The following is a 17,063-nucleotide window of genomic DNA, read 5'->3' as shown; positions in this document are numbered from 1 at the left end:
GGGGAAAGGGGGATCGATGCGGGGAACCGGCCGCGCTTCATCAGCCAGTACAGGTGCGAGCGGGAAATGCCGGTGCGACTGAGCACTTCGGGCTTGCGCAGGAAGCGTTCACCGCGTGCGGCGTCAGGCCGGGAATGATCGTCAGGCTGACCAGGTGCGGTCGCCGGAGGGGCGGGGGAACCAAGCATGTGAGAGGTCGCGGGGCTGACGTTTCGTCAACCGCCGCCCTGTGTTGTGGGCTTGGTTAGAAGGCTAGAGACAGCTGCCGCTCAACTCACGCAGCTCGCTGTGTAGAGAAAATTTTTACAGTATTTTGTAAAATTACACATGACCAAATCCCCTTGACAACGCAACCTTGCGGCGTTTCAGCAAACTGGCGGGAGCTGACAAGCGAGCGCAGCAGTCAGGCCACCCGACTGGTTGCGCAGGACAAACGGACGCGCCTGGCAACCTGCTGCTCCAGGCCGACGGCGCAGAGTGTGCGGCGAGCGAACTATCGATTGCCGGCGGGTTGGGTCTGGTCATCGGCCGTCATGGCGACAACTCGGCGGCCCTCAAAGCCACCCGTTGACCGGCAAGAGGCTGAGGCATAGCCATTCAATCGGCGCGCGCCATCGATCCGCATACGTCCAATGTGGATCGATAGGGCGCCGCTGTAACCAGCGTAACCAGCTGTAACCAGTGAATGCGGCGCTCCGAGAATGGACGCAACCGACTGATTTAGAAGACGTTTGGCGGCGGTGTAACCAGCGTTACCACTGTAACCAGCAAAAGCAGTAAGTCAGAAATGAAAGATGGAAGAACGGGAGGTCAGCGGGAAGTTCTCAGGCCGTCCAGATAGTCCGCCCAGGCCTGCATCATTTTCGCCCGTTCGCCCAAGTGAGCCGTACGGTTGTATGCCCGTCCGTTTGGATCACGTACGGCATGTGCGAGCTGGTGCTCAATGTAGTCCGGACGGAAACCCAGCACCTCATCCAGCACAGTGCGTGCCATAGCTCGGAAGCCGTGGCCGGTCATTGTGTCTGAGTCGTAGCCCAGGCGACGCAGCGCCCCGTTGACGGTGTTTTCGCTCATAGGACGCCCTTTACCGCGCATGCTCGGGAAGACGTAAGAGAATCGTCCGGTCAGCGGCTGCAGTTCGCGGAACACCGCCACGGCTTGTGACGAGAGCGGAACAATGTGTGGCTGCCCAGTTTTCGTTGCCGTGAAACGCCACTCTGCGGTGTCAAGGTCAATATCTGACCAGCGAGCGTGGCGAAGTTCACCAGGTCGCACGAAAACGAGAGGTGCCAAGCGCAGGGCAGCAGCTACAACGGGAGTCCCTTGATACCCGTGGATGGCGCGAAGCAGGCCTGCAACGTGCGCAGGATCAGTGACGCTGGCAAAGTGCTCGACCTCCACTGGCACAAGTGCGCCCCGCAGGTCTTCAGCTGGATTACGCACCGCACGGCCTGTAGCGATGGCGTAGCGAAAGACCTGGCTAGCCAGCATTCGTGCGCGATGTGCAGTCTCGTTTGCCCCGCGTGCTTCAATCTTCCGGATTGCATCCAGCAGGTCACGCGCAGTCACGCCATCGACAGGTAGCCGCCCGATGTATGGACCGAGATCCTTCGCGAGAATGCGGTTCTGTCGCTCAAGCGAAGTCGCCGCCATCTTCTTCGCTCTTACAGCGATCAACTCAGCGGCGACAGCTTCAAAGGTGTTGGCGGAACGCTCGAGCGTCGCTGCCTTCTGTGCCTTCCGCTGCTCGCCCGGATCAACTCCATCAGCAAGTAGTCTGCGAGCTGCTGCATGACGCTCGCGTGCGCTCGCCAAGCTGACGTCGGGATATGTTCCCAGAGAGAGGGTGTTGCGCTTGCCTGTTACGGGCCGACGGTAATCCCATCGCCACCATCTGCCGCCATCAGGACGTAGTAGCAAGTAAAGGCCGCCACCATCGCGGAGCTTCTGCACAGTTGCCGTGGGCTTTGTCTTGCGTATTGCGGTATCGGTAAGCGACATGATGGCGGTAACAGGTGTAGGCGGTAGGTGGGTTACCGTCAAAGATACCGCCTGCAGACTTGGGATTGATGTGGATCATATAGGACGCAAGCGGACACAAAAAAGGCCGAAACCTTTGATTTAAAAGGAATATTCGGCCTTCTTGGGACGCTGTAGGACGTTCAATTGGCGCGCCCGGAGGGATTCGAACCCCCGACCAATGGCTTCGGAAGCCACTACTCTATCCGGCTGAGCTACGGGCGCGTTGTAGAACCGCCGCGCCGTCGGCCAGTGCCGGGGCGGGCATCGCAGCGCCATGAAGCGGTGCGGGACGGGCATTCTATCCAGTTTCGCCGAACAAATCTCCCCCCACCGGCAAAGCCCTGCCGTAGGGGCAGGAGTATCCTATCGCCATGGCTGATACCCCCCTCACTTCGCCGCAGTCGCCGGCGACGCCGCGTTGGCGGCATTACTGGAGTCTGATGCGCGCTGATCGTCCGATCGGCACGCTGTTGCTGCTGTGGCCCACCTGGTGGGCGTTGTGGCTGGCCGCGGGCGGCCTGCCGCCGCTGTGGACGCTGTTCGTGTTCACCGCCGGCGTGTGGCTGACCCGCTCGGCCGGTTGCGTCATCAATGACTACGCCGACCGCTGGCTTGACCCGCACGTGGAGCGCACCAAGGCGCGCCCGCTGGCCACCGGCGCTATCAGCGGCCGTGCCGCGCTGGCGCTGTTTGCCGTGCTGATGCTGGTGGCGTTCGGGCTGGTGCTGACCCTGAACGGGCTGACCATCGGCCTGAGCTTCATCGGCGTGTTCCTGGCCGCCAGCTATCCGTACCTGAAGCGCTACACCCATCTGCCGCAGGTCTACCTGGGCATGTCGTTCGGCTGGGGCATCCCGATGGCGTTCGCCGCCGTGCAGGGCGAGGTGCCGATGCTGGGCTGGCTGCTGTACGCCGGCAACATCCTGTGGTCCACCGCCTACGACACCTGGTACGCCATGGTCGACCGCGAGGACGACCTGAAGATGGGCTCGCACTCCACCGCGATCCTGTTCGGTGATCTCGACCTGGTCATCCAGGGCGTGCTGTACGCACTGTTCCTGGCCACGATGGCGCTGGTCGGCGTGCGTGGCGGGCTGGGCGGGTACTACCTCGCCGGCGTGGCTGTGGCCACCGCGCTGGTGGTGTACGAGTTCTGGATCTGCCGCAATCGCGAGCGCGGTCCCTGTTTCAAGGCGTTCCTGCACAACAACTGGGTGGGTGCCGCGCTGTTTGCCGGCATCTCCGTGGACCTGGCGCTGCGTTGATCCCAAGGCCTGGTAGAGCAGGCCGCTGGCCGGCTGCACCCGTGTGTGATTCCGAGGTTGCCGGCCAGCGGCCGGCACTACCGTCCTCCGCCAGCTACGACGATTCCCGGGCCTGGTAGAGCCGGCCGCTGGCCGGCTGGACCCGTGCGTGATCCCGAGGTTGCCGGCCAGCGGCCGGCACTACCGTTCTCCGCCAGCTACGACGATTCCCGCGCATGGTAGAGCCGGCCGCTGGCCGGCTGGGCCTGTGTGTGATCCCGAGGATTGCCGGCCAGCGGCCGGCACTACCGTTCTGTGTCACCTACGACCAATAGGTGGCTGACAGCCTGCACCCCACCGCCCAGAATCGATCCATCGAACCTGGGAGGGTAGGCGATGGCCTCGACGGCAGCAGTACAGGACGGCTGGATGGCGCGCGCAGCGCTGCGCTCGGCCGCCTGGGCGGAAAAGTGGTTTCCCGACGCGTATGTGTTCGCGGTGCTGGGCGTGGTCATCGTCGCGCTGGCCGCGATGGGTTTCGGCTCGACCCCGCAGGCCACTGCCAGCGCCTTCGGTGACGGCTTCTGGAGCCTGATTCCCTTCACCATGCAGATGGCCTTCGTGGTCATCGGTGGCTACGCCGTGGCCACCGCGCCGGTGGTCGCGCGCTTCATCGACTTCCTGGCCCGGGTGCCGCGCACCGGTCGCGGTGCGGTGGTGTACGTGGGCCTGGTCAGCATGCTGGCCTCGCTGCTCAGCTGGGGCTTTTCGCTGGTGTTCGGTGGCCTGCTGGTGCGCGCGCTGGCCCGTCGCACCGAACTGCGCATGGACTACCGCGCGGCCGGTGCGTCGGCATATCTTGGCCTGGGCGCGGTGTGGGCCATGGGGCTGAGTTCCTCGGCCGCGCAGCTGCAGGCCAATCCGGCCAGCATGCCGCCGGGGCTGGTGGAGATCACCGGCGTGCTGCCGTTCACCGAAACCATCTTCCTGTGGCAGTCGATCGCGCTGACCGCGGTGCTGATCCTGGTCTCGCTGCTGATCGCCTGGCTGACCGCGCCTGCGGCCGGCAGTGCGCGTACTGCCGAGGAGTTCCCCGGCGCCGCGCAGGCCGAGCCGGAACCGCTGCAGCGACGCACGCGCCCGGGCGAATGGCTGGAGTACAGCCCGTTGCTGACCGTGCTGCTCTCGCTCCTGGCGTTCGGCTGGCTGTTCAACGAGTTCGCCAACAAGCCGGTGGTCGCCGCCATCGCCAACCTCAACACCTACAACTTCCTGTTCATTTCGCTGGGCCTGCTGCTGCACTGGCGGCCGCGCAGCTTCCTCAACGCGGTGGCCAAGGCGGTGCCGAGTACGACCGGCGTGCTGATCCAGTTCCCGCTGTACGGCGGCATCGCGATGATCCTCACCCACGCCGCCGGTGGCGACGGGCAGACGCTGGCGCACCGGCTGTCGAGCCTGTTCGTGCACGTGGCCAGCACCGATACCTTCGCGCTGGTGATGGGCGTCTACTCGGCGGTGCTGGGCTTCTTCGTGCCGTCCGGGGGCGGCAAGTGGATCATCGAGGCGCCGTACGTGATGCAGGCCGCAAACGAGCTGAAAGCGCACCTGGGCTGGGCGGTGCAGGTCTACAACGCGGCCGAAGCGCTGCCGAACCTGATCAACCCGTTCTGGATGCTGCCGCTGCTGGGCGTGCTGGGGCTGAAGGCACGCGACATCGTGGGCTTCACCTTCATCCAGTTGCTGGTGCACATCCCGCTGGTACTGGGCCTGCTGTGGCTGCTGGGCATGACCCTGGCGTATGTGCCGCCGGTGATGCCCTGACTGCGGGCTGGCATCACTGCGAGCGTCGTGAAACCAGCCCCGTTCAGCGCGGGTTTCCGACCACACGCGCCATGAATGCGCCCGGCTTGGATAACGGCATGAGCACATGCCGAACCCGCATGAATCCTTCAGTGGCTTGTGCCGCAAGGGCTTCTGCGCGTTCATTCACGCGCGTACACACCAATGTAGCCGCCCACCCACGCGTGATTAACCAACCGCTGCAGACGATGGCCCCGTCCACCGCATTCCGCGCGTGGCTTTGGAGATCGGACATGGCACAGCAGAACCAGAACCCGAACCAGAAGCAGCAGGGCCAGCAGAACCAGCAGGATCAGCAGCAGGGCCGTGGCCGCGACCAGCAGCAGCAACAGCAGCAGGAACAGCAGCAGCGCAACCAGCGCAATCAGCAGCAAGGTGGGCAGGACGAGGAAGAGTGACTTCGGTACCCACCCTGGGTAACCCCCGAAGCCCCGCCGCGCGCGGGGCTTCGCTTATTCCAGCACGCCGATGCGCTGCAGCACCGGCGCCGCTGACATGTCATTGGGATTGGTGCCGGGCTGGTCCTGCGGCACGTCCATGCCCATGCCACGGTACAGATCCACCCAGTGCTGGGCGATCTGACCGGTCTGCGGGTTGCGGAAGTTCATCGGCTGCAGCGCGAACACGTGGTGCGCACGGAACGCGCGCTCGATGAAGTCCGAGCAGTAGTAGCTGTCCTCGTTCAATACGTATGACGTGTTGTACGGTTTGCCCAGCATCGTGCGTGCGGTCGCGACCGCATCCTTGATGGCGGCCTGCTGCGGTGCGCGCAGCCGATAGACCACGATCTGCCGCTGCTTGGCCCGGGCGTCCTGGCGGAACTCGACCAGCGATTGCCGGCGCGATCCCTTCTCGTCCGCATGCAGTACCTCCCAGCCGTCTGGCGCTGCAGCGACCAGGGCCACGTGATCGAAGCTGGGTGCGCCCTGCTTGCCGGTGGCATCGTCGATGGCCGCGCTGAGGCCGCTGCGGCCGGCAGTGACGAACAGCAGGTCGCCTTCCCGGACCTCCAGCGCGGCCACAACACCAGGCCACAGCATTGGCATCAACAGGGAGAGGGCAAGCAGGAATCCGCGCATGGGGCCAGGGTCGAAGCGTGTGCGGCGTAGTCTACCGGCTGCCGCGGTGACGCTGATTTCAGCATTAGTGTGATATGAGTCTCAATTCAGCATGTCGGGATATTCCTGACAGCGGATGTTGAAACTGAATTGACGGAGGCATGGCTATCCTTGCCTCCCTACCGCGCCGGAACCGCGCGCGACCACCCGGAATCAGGAGGATCCCGTGAACCAGCTCCGCCCCGTTGCCCTGCTTGCGCTTGCCTTGGGGCTTGCGCTGTCGGGCTGCAAGCCTGCTCCCCAGGCGGCCCCCGCTGGCGCCGCCGCACCGGCTCCGGCCAGCACGGCCGCCGCCACGGCGCCTGCCACGCCGGTTGCGGCGGCCCCGGCAGACGCTTCTACCAGCTGCCCCCATCCGGTCTTCGACGACTTCCTCAAGCATTTCGGCAACGAGATCGCGCTGCAGGAAACGTCCACTGCCGATCCGCTGCTGGACAGCCACATCGACGGCGAAGCCGAGCCGGAGCCACGCAAGGTGGAGGAGAAGGTGCCGCTTGCCAAGGTCGAATGGCCGGTGATGCCGGACCCGGCCACGCTGCAGCGGCAGGGCCGCGAGATGCAGGTCACCCGCCTGCCCGACGGCCAGGTGCAGGTGCAGATGCGCACCCCCGATACCAGCGACCAGCAGGTCTACACCTTTGCCCAGAAGCCGTGCTGGCAGCTGGTCAAGCGTGAGGACGAATCGATCTGACCCCTGAGCGACCGCTTGCGGGCGGTCGTGTGATTCACCCAAGGAGCACCGCATGCGTCTGTCTCCCGTTGCCCCCGTGCTGGCCCTGATGCTTGCTGCCTGCAGCGGCCCTGAGGCGGCTGCACCGGCGGCGACCCCCGCATCCACTGACCCGGCAGCGGCGCCGGCCGCACCTGCGGCTGCCGTTGCGGACCTTCCCACCTCTCTTACGCGCGACGAGACCGGCATGCATATCGATTGCCAAGGCACCCGCCTGCACCTGGCGGCCCAGCCCACCCAAGACACGGACGCTTCCCGGCTGACCACGCTGGAAATCGAAAAGGACGGCGCACGCCAGGCCATTGCTGCGCCCAAGGAGATGGACGGCTATACCGCCGTTGGCCTGGCCTGCGTGCAGGACCGCAGCGGCACGCCGTACTTCGTCGTGCAGTACGGTGAACTGCCGTTCGGCTGCAGCTTCTGCGAGTGGTACTACCTGTACGACGCCAGTGGCCGCCAGTTGACCCACAGCACACCGCCGCTGCGCGGCGCGGAAGGCGAGGAGCAGGAGCCCAACAACGACGAGTACGAGAAGTTGATCGACTCGCTCGGCATCAAGCATCCGGAGGTGAACTACATCGAAGACTGAGCGCAGCGGCAGGACGTCGCACGCGCGCTGTGAACGCAGTACCGCAGTACCGCAGTACCCGAAGTACCAGGAGCAGTACCCCTTAAGGAAATCCCCCTTTTCATAGAATGGATAGCACAGACATGGCAGACATCTACCAGGACATGGTCCAGCCCCGCGGGGCGGCCTACAGCAGTGACCGCATCAAACCGTGGAGCCACTACCGGGAGCCGATCGACCAGAGCGACGGCCGCCTGCATGGCAATTCCCGCCGGTGGGGCGATGCGACCCCGGAAGTACAGTCACGGGTGATCGACACGATCATCGAGTCGGCGCGCGAGAAGGGCCTGACCCCGCGCGAAACGGCGCACGTACTGGCCATCGCCCGCGTTGAATCGGGCTTCAACCCCGATGCCGCCGCTGGCACCACCTCGGCCTCGGGCCTGGGCCAGTTCATCGACAAGACCGGCAACCACTACCACCTCAACAACCGCAACCGCTTCGACGTCGGCGCACAGTCCGATGCACTGGTTGACCATTACATCGACAACCGCACGCTGGCGCACAAGCGCGGCCAGGGTGAGGAGTACATCTACAAGTACCACCACGACGGCCCGACCCGCGATTACGGCGGCCTCAACCTGTCTGAAAAGAAGGTGATGCCGTACGTGGACAAGTACGAGCGGTTCGTGGAGCAGCGCCTGGGACTGACCCACGGCCAGTCCCAGGGCAGCCACGCGGCCCCCGCCGCAGCTGCGGCCACGCACGCGCAGGCCAAGCCGGCAGCGGCGCAGGCCGAAGGCCAGACCCGCACCTTCGAGCAGACGATGCAGGTGATGCTGCCCCCGCAGAACGGAGTCAAGCCGCACGTTACCGGTGAGTTCGGCGAACACCGCGCGCACAAGCCGCACGGTGGCACCGACTTCAACTATGTCGGCGGCCAGCACGGCCGTAATCTGCAGCACCCGACCGTTCACGCACCGATCTCCGGAACGGTGACGTTCGTCGGTGGCGACTACGGCACGGTGAAGATCAGGGATGCACAGGGCAACTCGCACGAGATCCTGCACCTGCAGTCGACCCAGGTGAAGGAAGGCCAGCCGATCAAGGCGGGCGAGCCGATCGGCACCATGGGCGGGCGTGGCCCGGGCGGTGCGGGGCAGTATGCCCAGCACGTGCATTACCAGTTGAAGGATCCGCACGGCAAGCTGCTCAGCCCGCAGGACTTCTGGGACCACGGCAAGCTGAAGGAAACCGGCAAGGGTGGCCATTCGCATGAGGCCGACCACAACGGTGTGCTGCGCCAGGGCGCCAAGGGCGAGGAAGTGACTGCACTGCAGAAGGAACTCAACCGCTTGGGCGTGCGCGACGGCCATGGCAACCGGCTGAGCGAGGATGGCAAGTTCGGTGCCAATACCAAGGACGCTCTGACCGCCTACCAGAAGCAGCACGGGCTCTCCGCCGATGGCGTGGCGGGTCCGGCGACGCTGGCCAAGCTGGCCGAAGGCCGCAGCCATGCCGAGGCGGCGCCGAAGGGGCCGCAACTGGGCGACAAGGCGCATCCGGATACGCCGCTGCACAATGCGATCCGTGGCCACCTGCCGGGCATGATCTGCAACGAGATGAGCGCGCATGTGACCGCCCAGGCCAAGGCCGCCGGCATCGATTCGCCGGAAAAGCTGCAGGGCGTCACCGTGCAGGATGGCAAGGCCTTCGTCATGGGCACCGTCCCCGGCTTCCGTACTGCGGTGGACATGACGCAGACGGCACCGAGCCTGCAGGAGACCAGCGCTGCAATGCTGGCCAAGCACGAGCCTTCGCCGCAACACGTGCAGGACGAGCAGCAGCGAGTGGCCATGGGCCGTTGACCGCTGCGTGTTGACAGGCGTGTAGTAAAGGAGGCCGGCCGGAGCGATCCGGCCGGCTTTTTCCGTTGATGGGGGAGGACATCCACGGACGCCGCTTCGCAGGATGCACAGCGTGCTGCGCCTGCGCGAGGGGGCCTGGACCAGGGCATGCTGGACGGCAGCAAGCTGCTGGTGGCGCTGATCGATGGCGAGCAGCTGCCGCCCTCGGAAGATTCATCCGCACGCAACCTGTTGCCAGCGGATTGGCGCACAGGGGATTCGGTCGTTGCCCAGACGCGAGGGTCGTCCCGAGGCTACCGTTCCTCGTCCAGTACCTCGTCGTCGAGCTCGTCCTCGAGCAGTTCCGGCGGCTGGTCCGGTGGTGGTCGCAGCGGCGGCGGCGCTTCGGGCGGCTGGTGGCTCAGGCCGCCCACACGAGCCAGCCCAGCGCGGCATCACGCAGTTCGCCGCTACCGCTCACATCACCCACCTGCAGCTGCATGCCCTGCGCATTGGGCAGGTCTTTCTGCTCGGGGAACCACCGTCGATCCGCCGCAACCACGATCAGCAGGCCCTCGTCGTCGCCCATCGGCGCGAACTGCGGCGAAGGCGGGCTGATCGGTTGCAGGCCGAAGCGCTGGCTGGACTGTTCGCGCACCGCATCGACATCGTGGCTGGGCAGGCCGACCTCGCTCAGGCACGTCAGCTCGCTGCCATGGAAGGTGCCTGCGCGCGTGCTGACCGGCAGACGGCGGCGGCCGATCAATTCGAGGATCAGGCCATCGGGACCGGTGAAGTACACCGATTGCGACTGCCAGCTGCTCTTCAGCGCAAAGTAATCCAGGCCCTCAGGATTACGTTGCAGCGGGGTACGTTCGCGCAACCAGGCCATCGCCTCGCCGAAGCGGTTGTCCGGTACGTTGAAGGCCAGGTGCACGCCACCGACGGGGTGACCACCCGCCGGCTGCAGTTCGATCGTGCTCCAGCCGATGTGCACATGGTTGCCGACCACGCGCTGCTGCAGCACATCGTGGAAATATGTGGCCACGGAAGCGACGTCGGATACCGGCAGAGTGAGGTGCAGCAGGCGCATGATCGATCCTCCGTGGACGCGCCCACTGTAGCGCCGGGCCATGCCCGGCGGCCACTAGCGCAGCGAATGGTTGAAGAACCGTATTGCCGTGTCCGCTGCCTGCGCGTGGGTCTGCGCCTTCGGCACCGACGTGCTGCACAGGTCCTGCAGCCGCTGTTGTCCGGTCGGGGTGCATGCGGCGAGGAAATCGTAATGGCCGACACCGGGCAGCACCTGCAGTGCAGCGCCCGCAATCACCGCACGCGCAGCCTCGCCATTGGTCTGCGGTGGTGCGACCGTGTCCGCCTGGCCCAGCACGATCGACACCGGCTGTTTCAGCGAGGAGAGCTGCTCGGGCGCAAAGGCCTGCACGATTGCCGGCGCCAGCAGGAACACCGCGCGCACGCCGGGAATGGCGCGTGCGTCGTTGGCGTGGGACATCCAGGGCGACAGCTCGGGCGACGCCGCAGCGGCAACGCGCGCCTCCATCGTGTGCGTTGCCGCCTCCTGTTGGGGCCGGCAGACGCCGTCATCCGGATGTGCGGTGCAGAAGTCCCGCAATCGCTGCAGGTCCGGTCGCGCACCGGCTGCCAGCAGCGCGGTGTAGCCACCGGCCGAGAAGCCGGCGGCCCCCAGGCGCTCAGGATCGACATGCGGGCCCAGCACCGGATCAGCCTGCACGGCCGCCAGTGCGGCACGCAGGTCATCGGCGCGCAACCAGGTCAGAAGGCTGCCGGGCAGGGTCAGGGTGTCTACGCCGTTGTTGCCTGGATGATCCACCGCAATCACCAGATACCCGGCCCGCGCCAGCGCCGTGCCCAGCCAGCCCATCATGCGCGCGCTGCCGCCGTTGCCATGCGAGAGCAGCAGGGTCGGCAGGCGATCACCCGCGACCGGCGCATCCTTGGCCGACCGGCCGACGTCGAACAGCGGCGCGTCGGGTGGACCGATGGTCAGCGCGGTTTCGCGGCTGCCGGCCGGTGCCGGATACCAGACCGTGTAGCGCAGCGCGTCGCGGTGCCCTGCGTCGCGCACGGCGGCGCTGGCCAGCGTCGTCGTGCCGTGGCGCTCGCCGGCGACGCCGCTTTCGCGGGCGGCGCTGACGCTCGCGAACGCCAGCAGAATTCCTCCCAGCACAGCAGCGGTCATGCGCATCTTCAACTCCTTGTCAGTGGGGACGTTCTTCGACCGGCAGCCAGATTTCCACGCCGCCCTGGCCGCTGTGCTCGTCGAACCGGGCGTCGTAGCGCTCCAGGTCCGGCGCATCGGCAAGGCTCAGGTTGGACGCAGGGAGATAATGATCCAGCAACCAGAACCAGGTCGAGCGGATGGCCGAGATGTGTCCGCCGTGCCAGGCCACCAAGTAGCGGCGCGCCGGGATGTCCACGCGTCGCCAGTGCGCAGGCACGCTCGGCACCGTGCTTGCCGGCAGTGCCGCAATGTAGTCGAAGCCACCATCGTCATCACTGTTGCAGCACACGCCGAAGCTGACCGGTGCCGGCGTCGGCCACTCGCGGTTGAGCTGGGCCCATTGGCCCGGAATCGCGCCGCTGCTGTCGCGGGTATGCCGCATGCCGACGCCTGCCACCTGGAATGCGGGCGTATCGAGCAGCCGGGGGGCTTCAATGCAGGCTGACGGGGCCTCGTCCAGGCGGATCGCCTGCACCAGCGCCAGCCCATCGGTGCCCTGTTCGCGTACCCGTTCCGGTGTCCGCCCGAACTGTTCGCTGAAGGCCCGGGTAAAGGCGGCATGGGTAGTGTAGCCGGTCCCCAGCGCCACCTGCAGGATGTCGCCGGCGCCGTTGGCCAACCGCTGCGCGGCAGCGGTCAGGCGGCGCCCGCGCAGGTAGCGCACCACCGAGGTGCCGGTGCGGGCCTGGAACAGGCGTGACAGATGAAACGGCGACAGGCCGGCCGCAGCGGCAATGTCGGCCAGCGCCAAGGGCTGGTCCGCATGGGTTTCGATGTACCACAACGCCTTGCCTGCCGCGCTCATCCTGCCGTTCCCCGGATCCAATGCCGGCACAGTAGCGGATCGGCAGGCGCGGCGTTTAGCAGTTCTTGCGCTGCCGGGGCCTTGCGTCTACCTGCGTACCCGCAACAATGCGTGCTTCATGGACGTGATGAGGGGCAGGGATGCGATCGACGACGTGGGATGCCATGCCAGCGGAGCCCGGCCGATGATCGAGATGATCGAAATGCTGCTTGCCCTCTGGGTACTTCCCAGTGTGTTGACCCTGGCGCTGATGCTGCTGATGTTGTTCGGCGCGCCACGGTGGCGCGGCAATCCCTGGGTGTACCGTGTCGGCTTCGCGTTGCTGGGCGGGTTTCTGACACCGACGTTGTTGGGGGCCGGTCACGGTGGGTTGCCGTGCGCGACTATCGGCGGGCTGGTGATGATACTGACGCAGCTGCAGTGGATCGGCGATCTGCAGATCGGCTTCATGGGGATCGGGATTCGCAACAGGGGCATCTGGATCATGTCCGCCCCCGCCTTGGTGGTGTTCGCCGCCATGATGTTCGTTCCGCTGCGAACGGCACGGTCGGCCCGTTTCGGCTTTGGCGACGACGGCAACGGCAACGGCTAGCCGCTGTGTGCGGGGATGGGGCGTGGGTCTGCATTGCCCATCCATGCATGGCGTGGATCTACGGATGAGCCTTGGCAGGGGCCAATCTTGGTTGCCGCATCAAGCTGTCGCACTGACGTCATGCCTCCTTCACAGATCGCGCCGAGACTGCGCGCCTTGTCCAGGCCTGCGCTACCCCCGCAGGTGCTGGCCCTGCCGCGTCCTCCCGGAGCCCTGCCGTGCATCGTTCGAAGCTTTCGCGTTCCATCCTCCTTGCCCTTTCCATGGCCAGCGCAGGAGGCGCGATCGCAGCGGAGGCCGATGCGGTCGATGCCGCCGGCGGCAGCCGCGCCGCGCCCACCCAGCTCGACGCGCTGCTGGTCACCGGTACGCGCGCGTCCAACCGCACCCAGTTCGAAACGCTGGCGCCGGTGGATGTGTTCAGCAAGGAAGACATCAGGTCCGTTGAATCCACCGACCTGAAGGACGTGCTGGCGCAGCTGGTGCCATCGTTCGTGGTGCAGCGCCTGCCGATGGCGGACGGCCAGGTGTTCGTGCGTCCGGCCACGCTGCGTGGCCTGTCGCCGGACCAGACCCTGGTGCTGGTCAACGGTCGCCGCTTCCACCGCAGCGCGCTGCTCGGCAACCGCGGTGCGCAGGCCGCTGACCTGGCACAGATTCCCACCAGTGCGATCAAGCGCATCGAGGTGCTGCGTGATGGTGCGTCGGCGCAGTACGGCTCGGACGCCATCGCCGGCGTCATCAACATCATCCTTGAGGATGGTCCGGGCACCGAGATCACCGCCGATTATTCTCAGTACGCGCAGGGTGACGGTGCGTCGCGCGACTTCAGTGCACGCACCGGCTGGTCGCTGGGCGGCTACGGCAGCCTGGTGTTGTTCGCCGAATCGTCCAACTCCGATGCCACCTCGCGCACCCGCCAGCGCCCGGATGCGATCGCCTTCCAGGCTGCGCATCCCGAGCTGGACGTGCCCAACCCGGTGCAGCGCTGGGGCCAGCCGGAACTGGAAAGCCGCCGCGTCGGCTTCAACGTCAAGGCCAACGCCAGCGAGACGCTGGAGCTGTATGCGTTCGGTCTTTACAGCCACAGCGATGGCGTCAGCGATTTCAACTGGCGCAACCCGGACACCACCACCGGTGCCTACCGCACCACGGCGATCTTCCCGGGCTGGAACCTGCGTTCGATCTATCCGGTGGGCTTCAGCCCGCAGTACGGCAACGTCCAGAACGACCTGCAGCTGGTCGGCGGCCTGCGTGGCGAGATCACGCCCAAGCTGCGCTGGGATGTCAGTGCTTCGTATGGTCGCAACGCCATCGACTACAGTCTGAAAAACTCGATCAATGCCTCGCTGGGCCCGGCCAGCCCGACCGCATTCGACCTCGGCCGCCTGACCCAGACCGAGAAGAACGCCAACGCCGACTTCAACTACGAATGGGACGTGGCTGCGCTGTCCAAGCCGATCAACGTCGCCTTCGGTGGCGAGTTCCGCCAGGAGACCTACCAGGTGCGCGCCGGTGACCCGGCGTCGTACGCGGTGGGTCCGGGCGCGGCTGCAGGCCTGGAGGCCAATTCCAATGGTGCGCCCGGTTTCTCGGCCAGCCAGGCCGGGCAGTGGAGCCAGCGCAGCAAGGCCGCCTACGTGGACATGGAAGTGCCGCTGGGCGAGCGTTGGAGCATCGGTGCGGCCAGCCGCTACGAGAACTTCTCCAGCTTCGGCAGCACGCTGGACGGCAAGCTCTCGGCGCGCTTCGCGATCACGCCGGACCTGGCCCTGCGCGGCACCGTGTCCAGCGGCTTCCGCGCGCCGACGCCGGCGCAGCTCAACACCACCAGCACCACCCAGGGGTTGGATACGCGCACGCTGCAGATCTTCACCAGCGGTCGCCTGTCACCGAACGATCCGCTGGCGCAGCTGCTCGGCGCCAGGCCGCTGAAGCCGGAAGAATCGCGTACCGCGTCGCTGGGCCTGACCTGGCGCACCGACCAGGGCCTGTCCGGCTCGGTGGATGTCTACCAGATCAAGCTCACCGACCGCTTCAGCCAGTCGGCCAGTTTCGCCATTCCGGCCGGTACGCCCAATCCACTGGGCTACACCTCGGTGAACTACTTCACCAACGACTTCGACACCACCACCACCGGCGTGGACGTGGTCGGCAACTACCTGCGCGATCTCGGCGCCGGCCGCATGACGCTGACCCTGGCCTACAACTACAACCGCACCCGCGTGGACAACGGCAGCACCTCGGTGGCCACCAATGAGACCCAGCGCGTGCTGTTCGAAGACCGCCTGCCCGAGCACAAGGGCAGCTTCACCGGCAACTGGGACGTGGGCGCATGGTCGCTGATGGCGCGCGTGCGCTACTACGGCGCCTGGACCGATTCCAGCGGCAATGCAGTGGGCGACATCTACCAGCGCTTCGGCGCGATGAGCTTCCTCGACCTGGCCGTGGGCTATCGCATCAACGAACATCACAGCCTGCGCGTGGGTGCCGACAATGTGCTGGACAGGTATCCGGACGAGGCGACTTTCCAGGCCAGCCGCGGCCTGGTCTACTCGCGCAACGCGCCCTATGACACCGACGGTGCCAATCTGTACGCGCAGTATCGGCTGAGCTTCTGATGGACCGCATGCGCCGCTCCCTGCTGCGTGCTGGCACCCTGCTGCCGGCCGCCGCCCTGTCTTCACTGCCCGCCACCGCCGCCGCGCGCTACGCTGCGTCCATGCAGATCCCCATTTCTTCGGCCGCACCGGATGTGCTGGCCCGCGATGAGAGCTACTGGGCCGCCGTGGCCAGCCACTTCGACATCACCGACGAAGTGAACCACCTGGAGAATGGCTACTGGGGCGCGATGGGCCGCGAAACGCTGGCCAGTTACCAGCGCCATACCGCTGAAGTGAACCGTGGCAACGCCTGGTATGGCCGTCATGCGTTCCCGGCGCAGTACATGGCGGTGCAGCGGCAGGTGGCCGAACTGCTGGGCGTGGGCGCGGATGAGATCGCACTGACCCGAGGCGCCACCGAGGCGATGCTGGCGCTGATCGGTGGCTACAACCGCCTGCGGCCTGGCGACCAGGTGCTGTACGCCGACATCGACTACGACAGCATGATCGGCGCGATGCGTTGGCTGCAGCAGCGCCGTGGCGTGCAGGTCGAGCGCATCGCGCTGCCGGTGGTGCCCGACCATGCGCAAATCCTGCAGGCCTACGAGGCCGCGTTCGCGCGGCTGCCACGCCTGAAGCTGGTGCTGCTGACCCAGGTCAGCCATCGCCATGGGCTGGTGCTGCCGGTGGCGGAGATCGCCGAGCGTGCTCGCGCACGCGGTATCGACGTGATCGTCGATGCGGCGCACGGGTTCGGCCAGATCGACTACGCGGTGCCACAGCTCAAGGCCGACTTCGTCGGCATCAACCTGCACAAGTGGATCGGCGCACCGGTCGGTGTCGGCGCGATGTACGTGCGCAAGGGCCGTGTTGCGGACCTCGACCCGTACATGGGCGAGACCGACGATGGCCGCGTGGGCAGCCGTGTGCACACCGGTACGGTCAACTTCGCCGCCTACCTGGCGCTGCCGGAAGCGATCGCGCTGCACCAGCGCATCGGCGCGGCCAACAAGCAGGCGCGCCTGCGCTACCTGCGCGAGCGCTGGACGGTGCCCGCGCGGCAGATGGCGCACATCGAAGTGCTGTCTTCACCGGACCCGGCGCTGGCGAGTGCATTGGCCAGCTTCCGCCTGCGCGGACGCACCAGCGTGGCTGACAACATCGCGCTGCAGAAGCGCCTGTTGGATGAGCATCGCGTGTTCACCACCCATCGCGACGGGTTGGACTCCGGCGCCTGCGTACGGGTGACACCGTCGGTGTTCACCCGGCCCGAGCAGATGGATGCGTTGGTGACGGCGCTCTCCGCCCTGGCCTGACCATATACGGTAGTGCTGGCCGCTGGCCGGCAACCTGATCGTCGCCCACGAGCAGCTGCCGGCCAGCGGCCGGCACTACCGATCGGGTGGGGCCT

15 protein-coding genes and 1 tRNA gene are annotated in these 17,063 nt (G+C 66.3%); 9 read left to right on the top strand and 7 right to left on the bottom strand.

Annotated elements, in window-relative coordinates:
• The 3 genes from AC5P9I_RS14375 to AC5P9I_RS14365 all read right to left on the bottom strand — a co-directional run.
• On the bottom strand, positions 1–188 hold a 188-nt coding region (locus AC5P9I_RS14375), incomplete at its 3' end, for a helix-turn-helix transcriptional regulator (RefSeq protein ID WP_495217367.1).
• 622 nt (positions 189–810) lie between these two features.
• Entirely contained in the window at positions 811–2,001 is a 1,191-nt protein-coding gene (locus AC5P9I_RS14370) for a tyrosine-type recombinase/integrase (protein WP_049453499.1), read from the bottom strand.
• Positions 2,002–2,167: 166 nt separating this feature from the next.
• Positions 2,168–2,244: transfer RNA gene (locus AC5P9I_RS14365), tRNA-Arg, on the bottom strand.
• Positions 2,245–2,393: 149 nt separating this feature from the next.
• Here AC5P9I_RS14365 and ubiA point away from each other — a divergent pair.
• The 3 genes from ubiA to AC5P9I_RS14350 all read left to right on the top strand — a co-directional run bounded on the left by ubiA (position 2,394) and on the right by AC5P9I_RS14350 (position 5,524).
• Positions 2,394–3,287 (top strand): 4-hydroxybenzoate octaprenyltransferase, encoded by an 894-nt coding sequence (ubiA, locus tag AC5P9I_RS14360; RefSeq protein ID WP_130768273.1) that lies wholly within the window; start codon positions 2,394–2,396, stop codon positions 3,285–3,287.
• 375 nt (positions 3,288–3,662) lie between these two features.
• Entirely contained in the window at positions 3,663–5,087 is a 1,425-nt protein-coding gene (locus tag AC5P9I_RS14355; RefSeq protein WP_176422042.1) for a short-chain fatty acid transporter, read from the top strand.
• A gap of 272 nt (positions 5,088–5,359) precedes the next feature.
• Positions 5,360–5,524: a hypothetical protein gene (locus AC5P9I_RS14350; RefSeq protein ID WP_005414774.1), complete on the top strand. Its 165-nt coding sequence runs from the start codon at positions 5,360–5,362 to the stop codon at positions 5,522–5,524.
• Between the two features lie 54 nt (positions 5,525–5,578).
• On the opposite strand, the gene AC5P9I_RS14345 is transcribed toward AC5P9I_RS14350, so the two are convergent.
• A complete protein-coding gene (locus AC5P9I_RS14345; protein WP_049468870.1) occupies positions 5,579–6,205 on the bottom strand; it encodes a YiiX/YebB-like N1pC/P60 family cysteine hydrolase in 627 nt (208 codons plus the stop codon).
• Between the two features lie 205 nt (positions 6,206–6,410).
• On the opposite strand from AC5P9I_RS14345, the gene AC5P9I_RS14340 reads away from it, so the two are divergent.
• From AC5P9I_RS14340 to AC5P9I_RS14330, 3 genes are all read left to right on the top strand, one after another.
• Complete coding sequence (locus tag AC5P9I_RS14340) at positions 6,411–6,935, top strand: hypothetical protein (RefSeq protein ID WP_049468872.1); 525 nt, start codon at positions 6,411–6,413, stop codon at positions 6,933–6,935.
• 52 nt (positions 6,936–6,987) lie between these two features.
• The gene (locus tag AC5P9I_RS14335; protein WP_231353141.1) at positions 6,988–7,563 is read left to right on the top strand and encodes a hypothetical protein; all 576 of its coding nucleotides are present in this window, start codon (positions 6,988–6,990) and stop codon (positions 7,561–7,563) included.
• Positions 7,564–7,685: 122 nt separating this feature from the next.
• Positions 7,686–9,410 (top strand): peptidoglycan-binding protein, encoded by a 1,725-nt coding sequence (locus tag AC5P9I_RS14330; protein ID WP_049468874.1) that lies wholly within the window; start codon positions 7,686–7,688, stop codon positions 9,408–9,410.
• Positions 9,411–9,810: 400 nt separating this feature from the next.
• Here the strand turns inward: AC5P9I_RS14330 and AC5P9I_RS14325 are convergent, their stop codons facing one another.
• Genes AC5P9I_RS14325 through AC5P9I_RS14315 form a run of 3 tightly spaced genes read right to left on the bottom strand, consistent with a single transcriptional unit; the run spans position 9,811 to position 12,457 of the window.
• The gene (locus AC5P9I_RS14325) at positions 9,811–10,482 is read right to left on the bottom strand and encodes a VOC family protein (RefSeq protein WP_049468875.1); all 672 of its coding nucleotides are present in this window, start codon (positions 10,480–10,482) and stop codon (positions 9,811–9,813) included.
• A gap of 54 nt (positions 10,483–10,536) precedes the next feature.
• On the bottom strand, positions 10,537–11,616 hold the full coding sequence (locus AC5P9I_RS14320; RefSeq protein WP_049468877.1) for an alpha/beta hydrolase family protein: 1,080 nt from the start codon (positions 11,614–11,616) through the stop codon (positions 10,537–10,539).
• Between the two features lie 13 nt (positions 11,617–11,629).
• Positions 11,630–12,457: an AraC family transcriptional regulator gene (locus AC5P9I_RS14315; RefSeq protein WP_049468880.1), complete on the bottom strand. Its 828-nt coding sequence runs from the start codon at positions 12,455–12,457 to the stop codon at positions 11,630–11,632.
• Between AC5P9I_RS14315 and AC5P9I_RS14310 the strand changes: the two genes are divergently transcribed.
• The 3 genes from AC5P9I_RS14310 to AC5P9I_RS14300 all read left to right on the top strand — a co-directional run bounded on the left by AC5P9I_RS14310 (position 12,426) and on the right by AC5P9I_RS14300 (position 16,968).
• Complete coding sequence (locus tag AC5P9I_RS14310; RefSeq protein WP_231353139.1) at positions 12,426–13,049, top strand: hypothetical protein; 624 nt, start codon at positions 12,426–12,428, stop codon at positions 13,047–13,049. The genes AC5P9I_RS14315 and AC5P9I_RS14310 overlap by 32 nt on opposite strands.
• A 218-nt stretch (positions 13,050–13,267) precedes the next feature.
• Positions 13,268–15,670: a TonB-dependent receptor plug domain-containing protein gene (locus AC5P9I_RS14305; RefSeq protein ID WP_080355567.1), complete on the top strand. Its 2,403-nt coding sequence runs from the start codon at positions 13,268–13,270 to the stop codon at positions 15,668–15,670.
• Positions 15,670–16,968, top strand: a complete 1,299-nt coding sequence (locus AC5P9I_RS14300) for an aminotransferase class V-fold PLP-dependent enzyme (protein ID WP_049468882.1) — start codon at positions 15,670–15,672, stop codon at positions 16,966–16,968. The genes AC5P9I_RS14305 and AC5P9I_RS14300 overlap by 1 nt, the downstream gene beginning before the upstream one ends.
• Positions 16,969–17,063: the final 95 nt, after the last annotated feature.

This window comes from Stenotrophomonas sp. YJH_SMC_29 (genome assembly GCF_059371235.1).
This window is presented reverse-complemented; position numbering and strand designations above follow the sequence as displayed.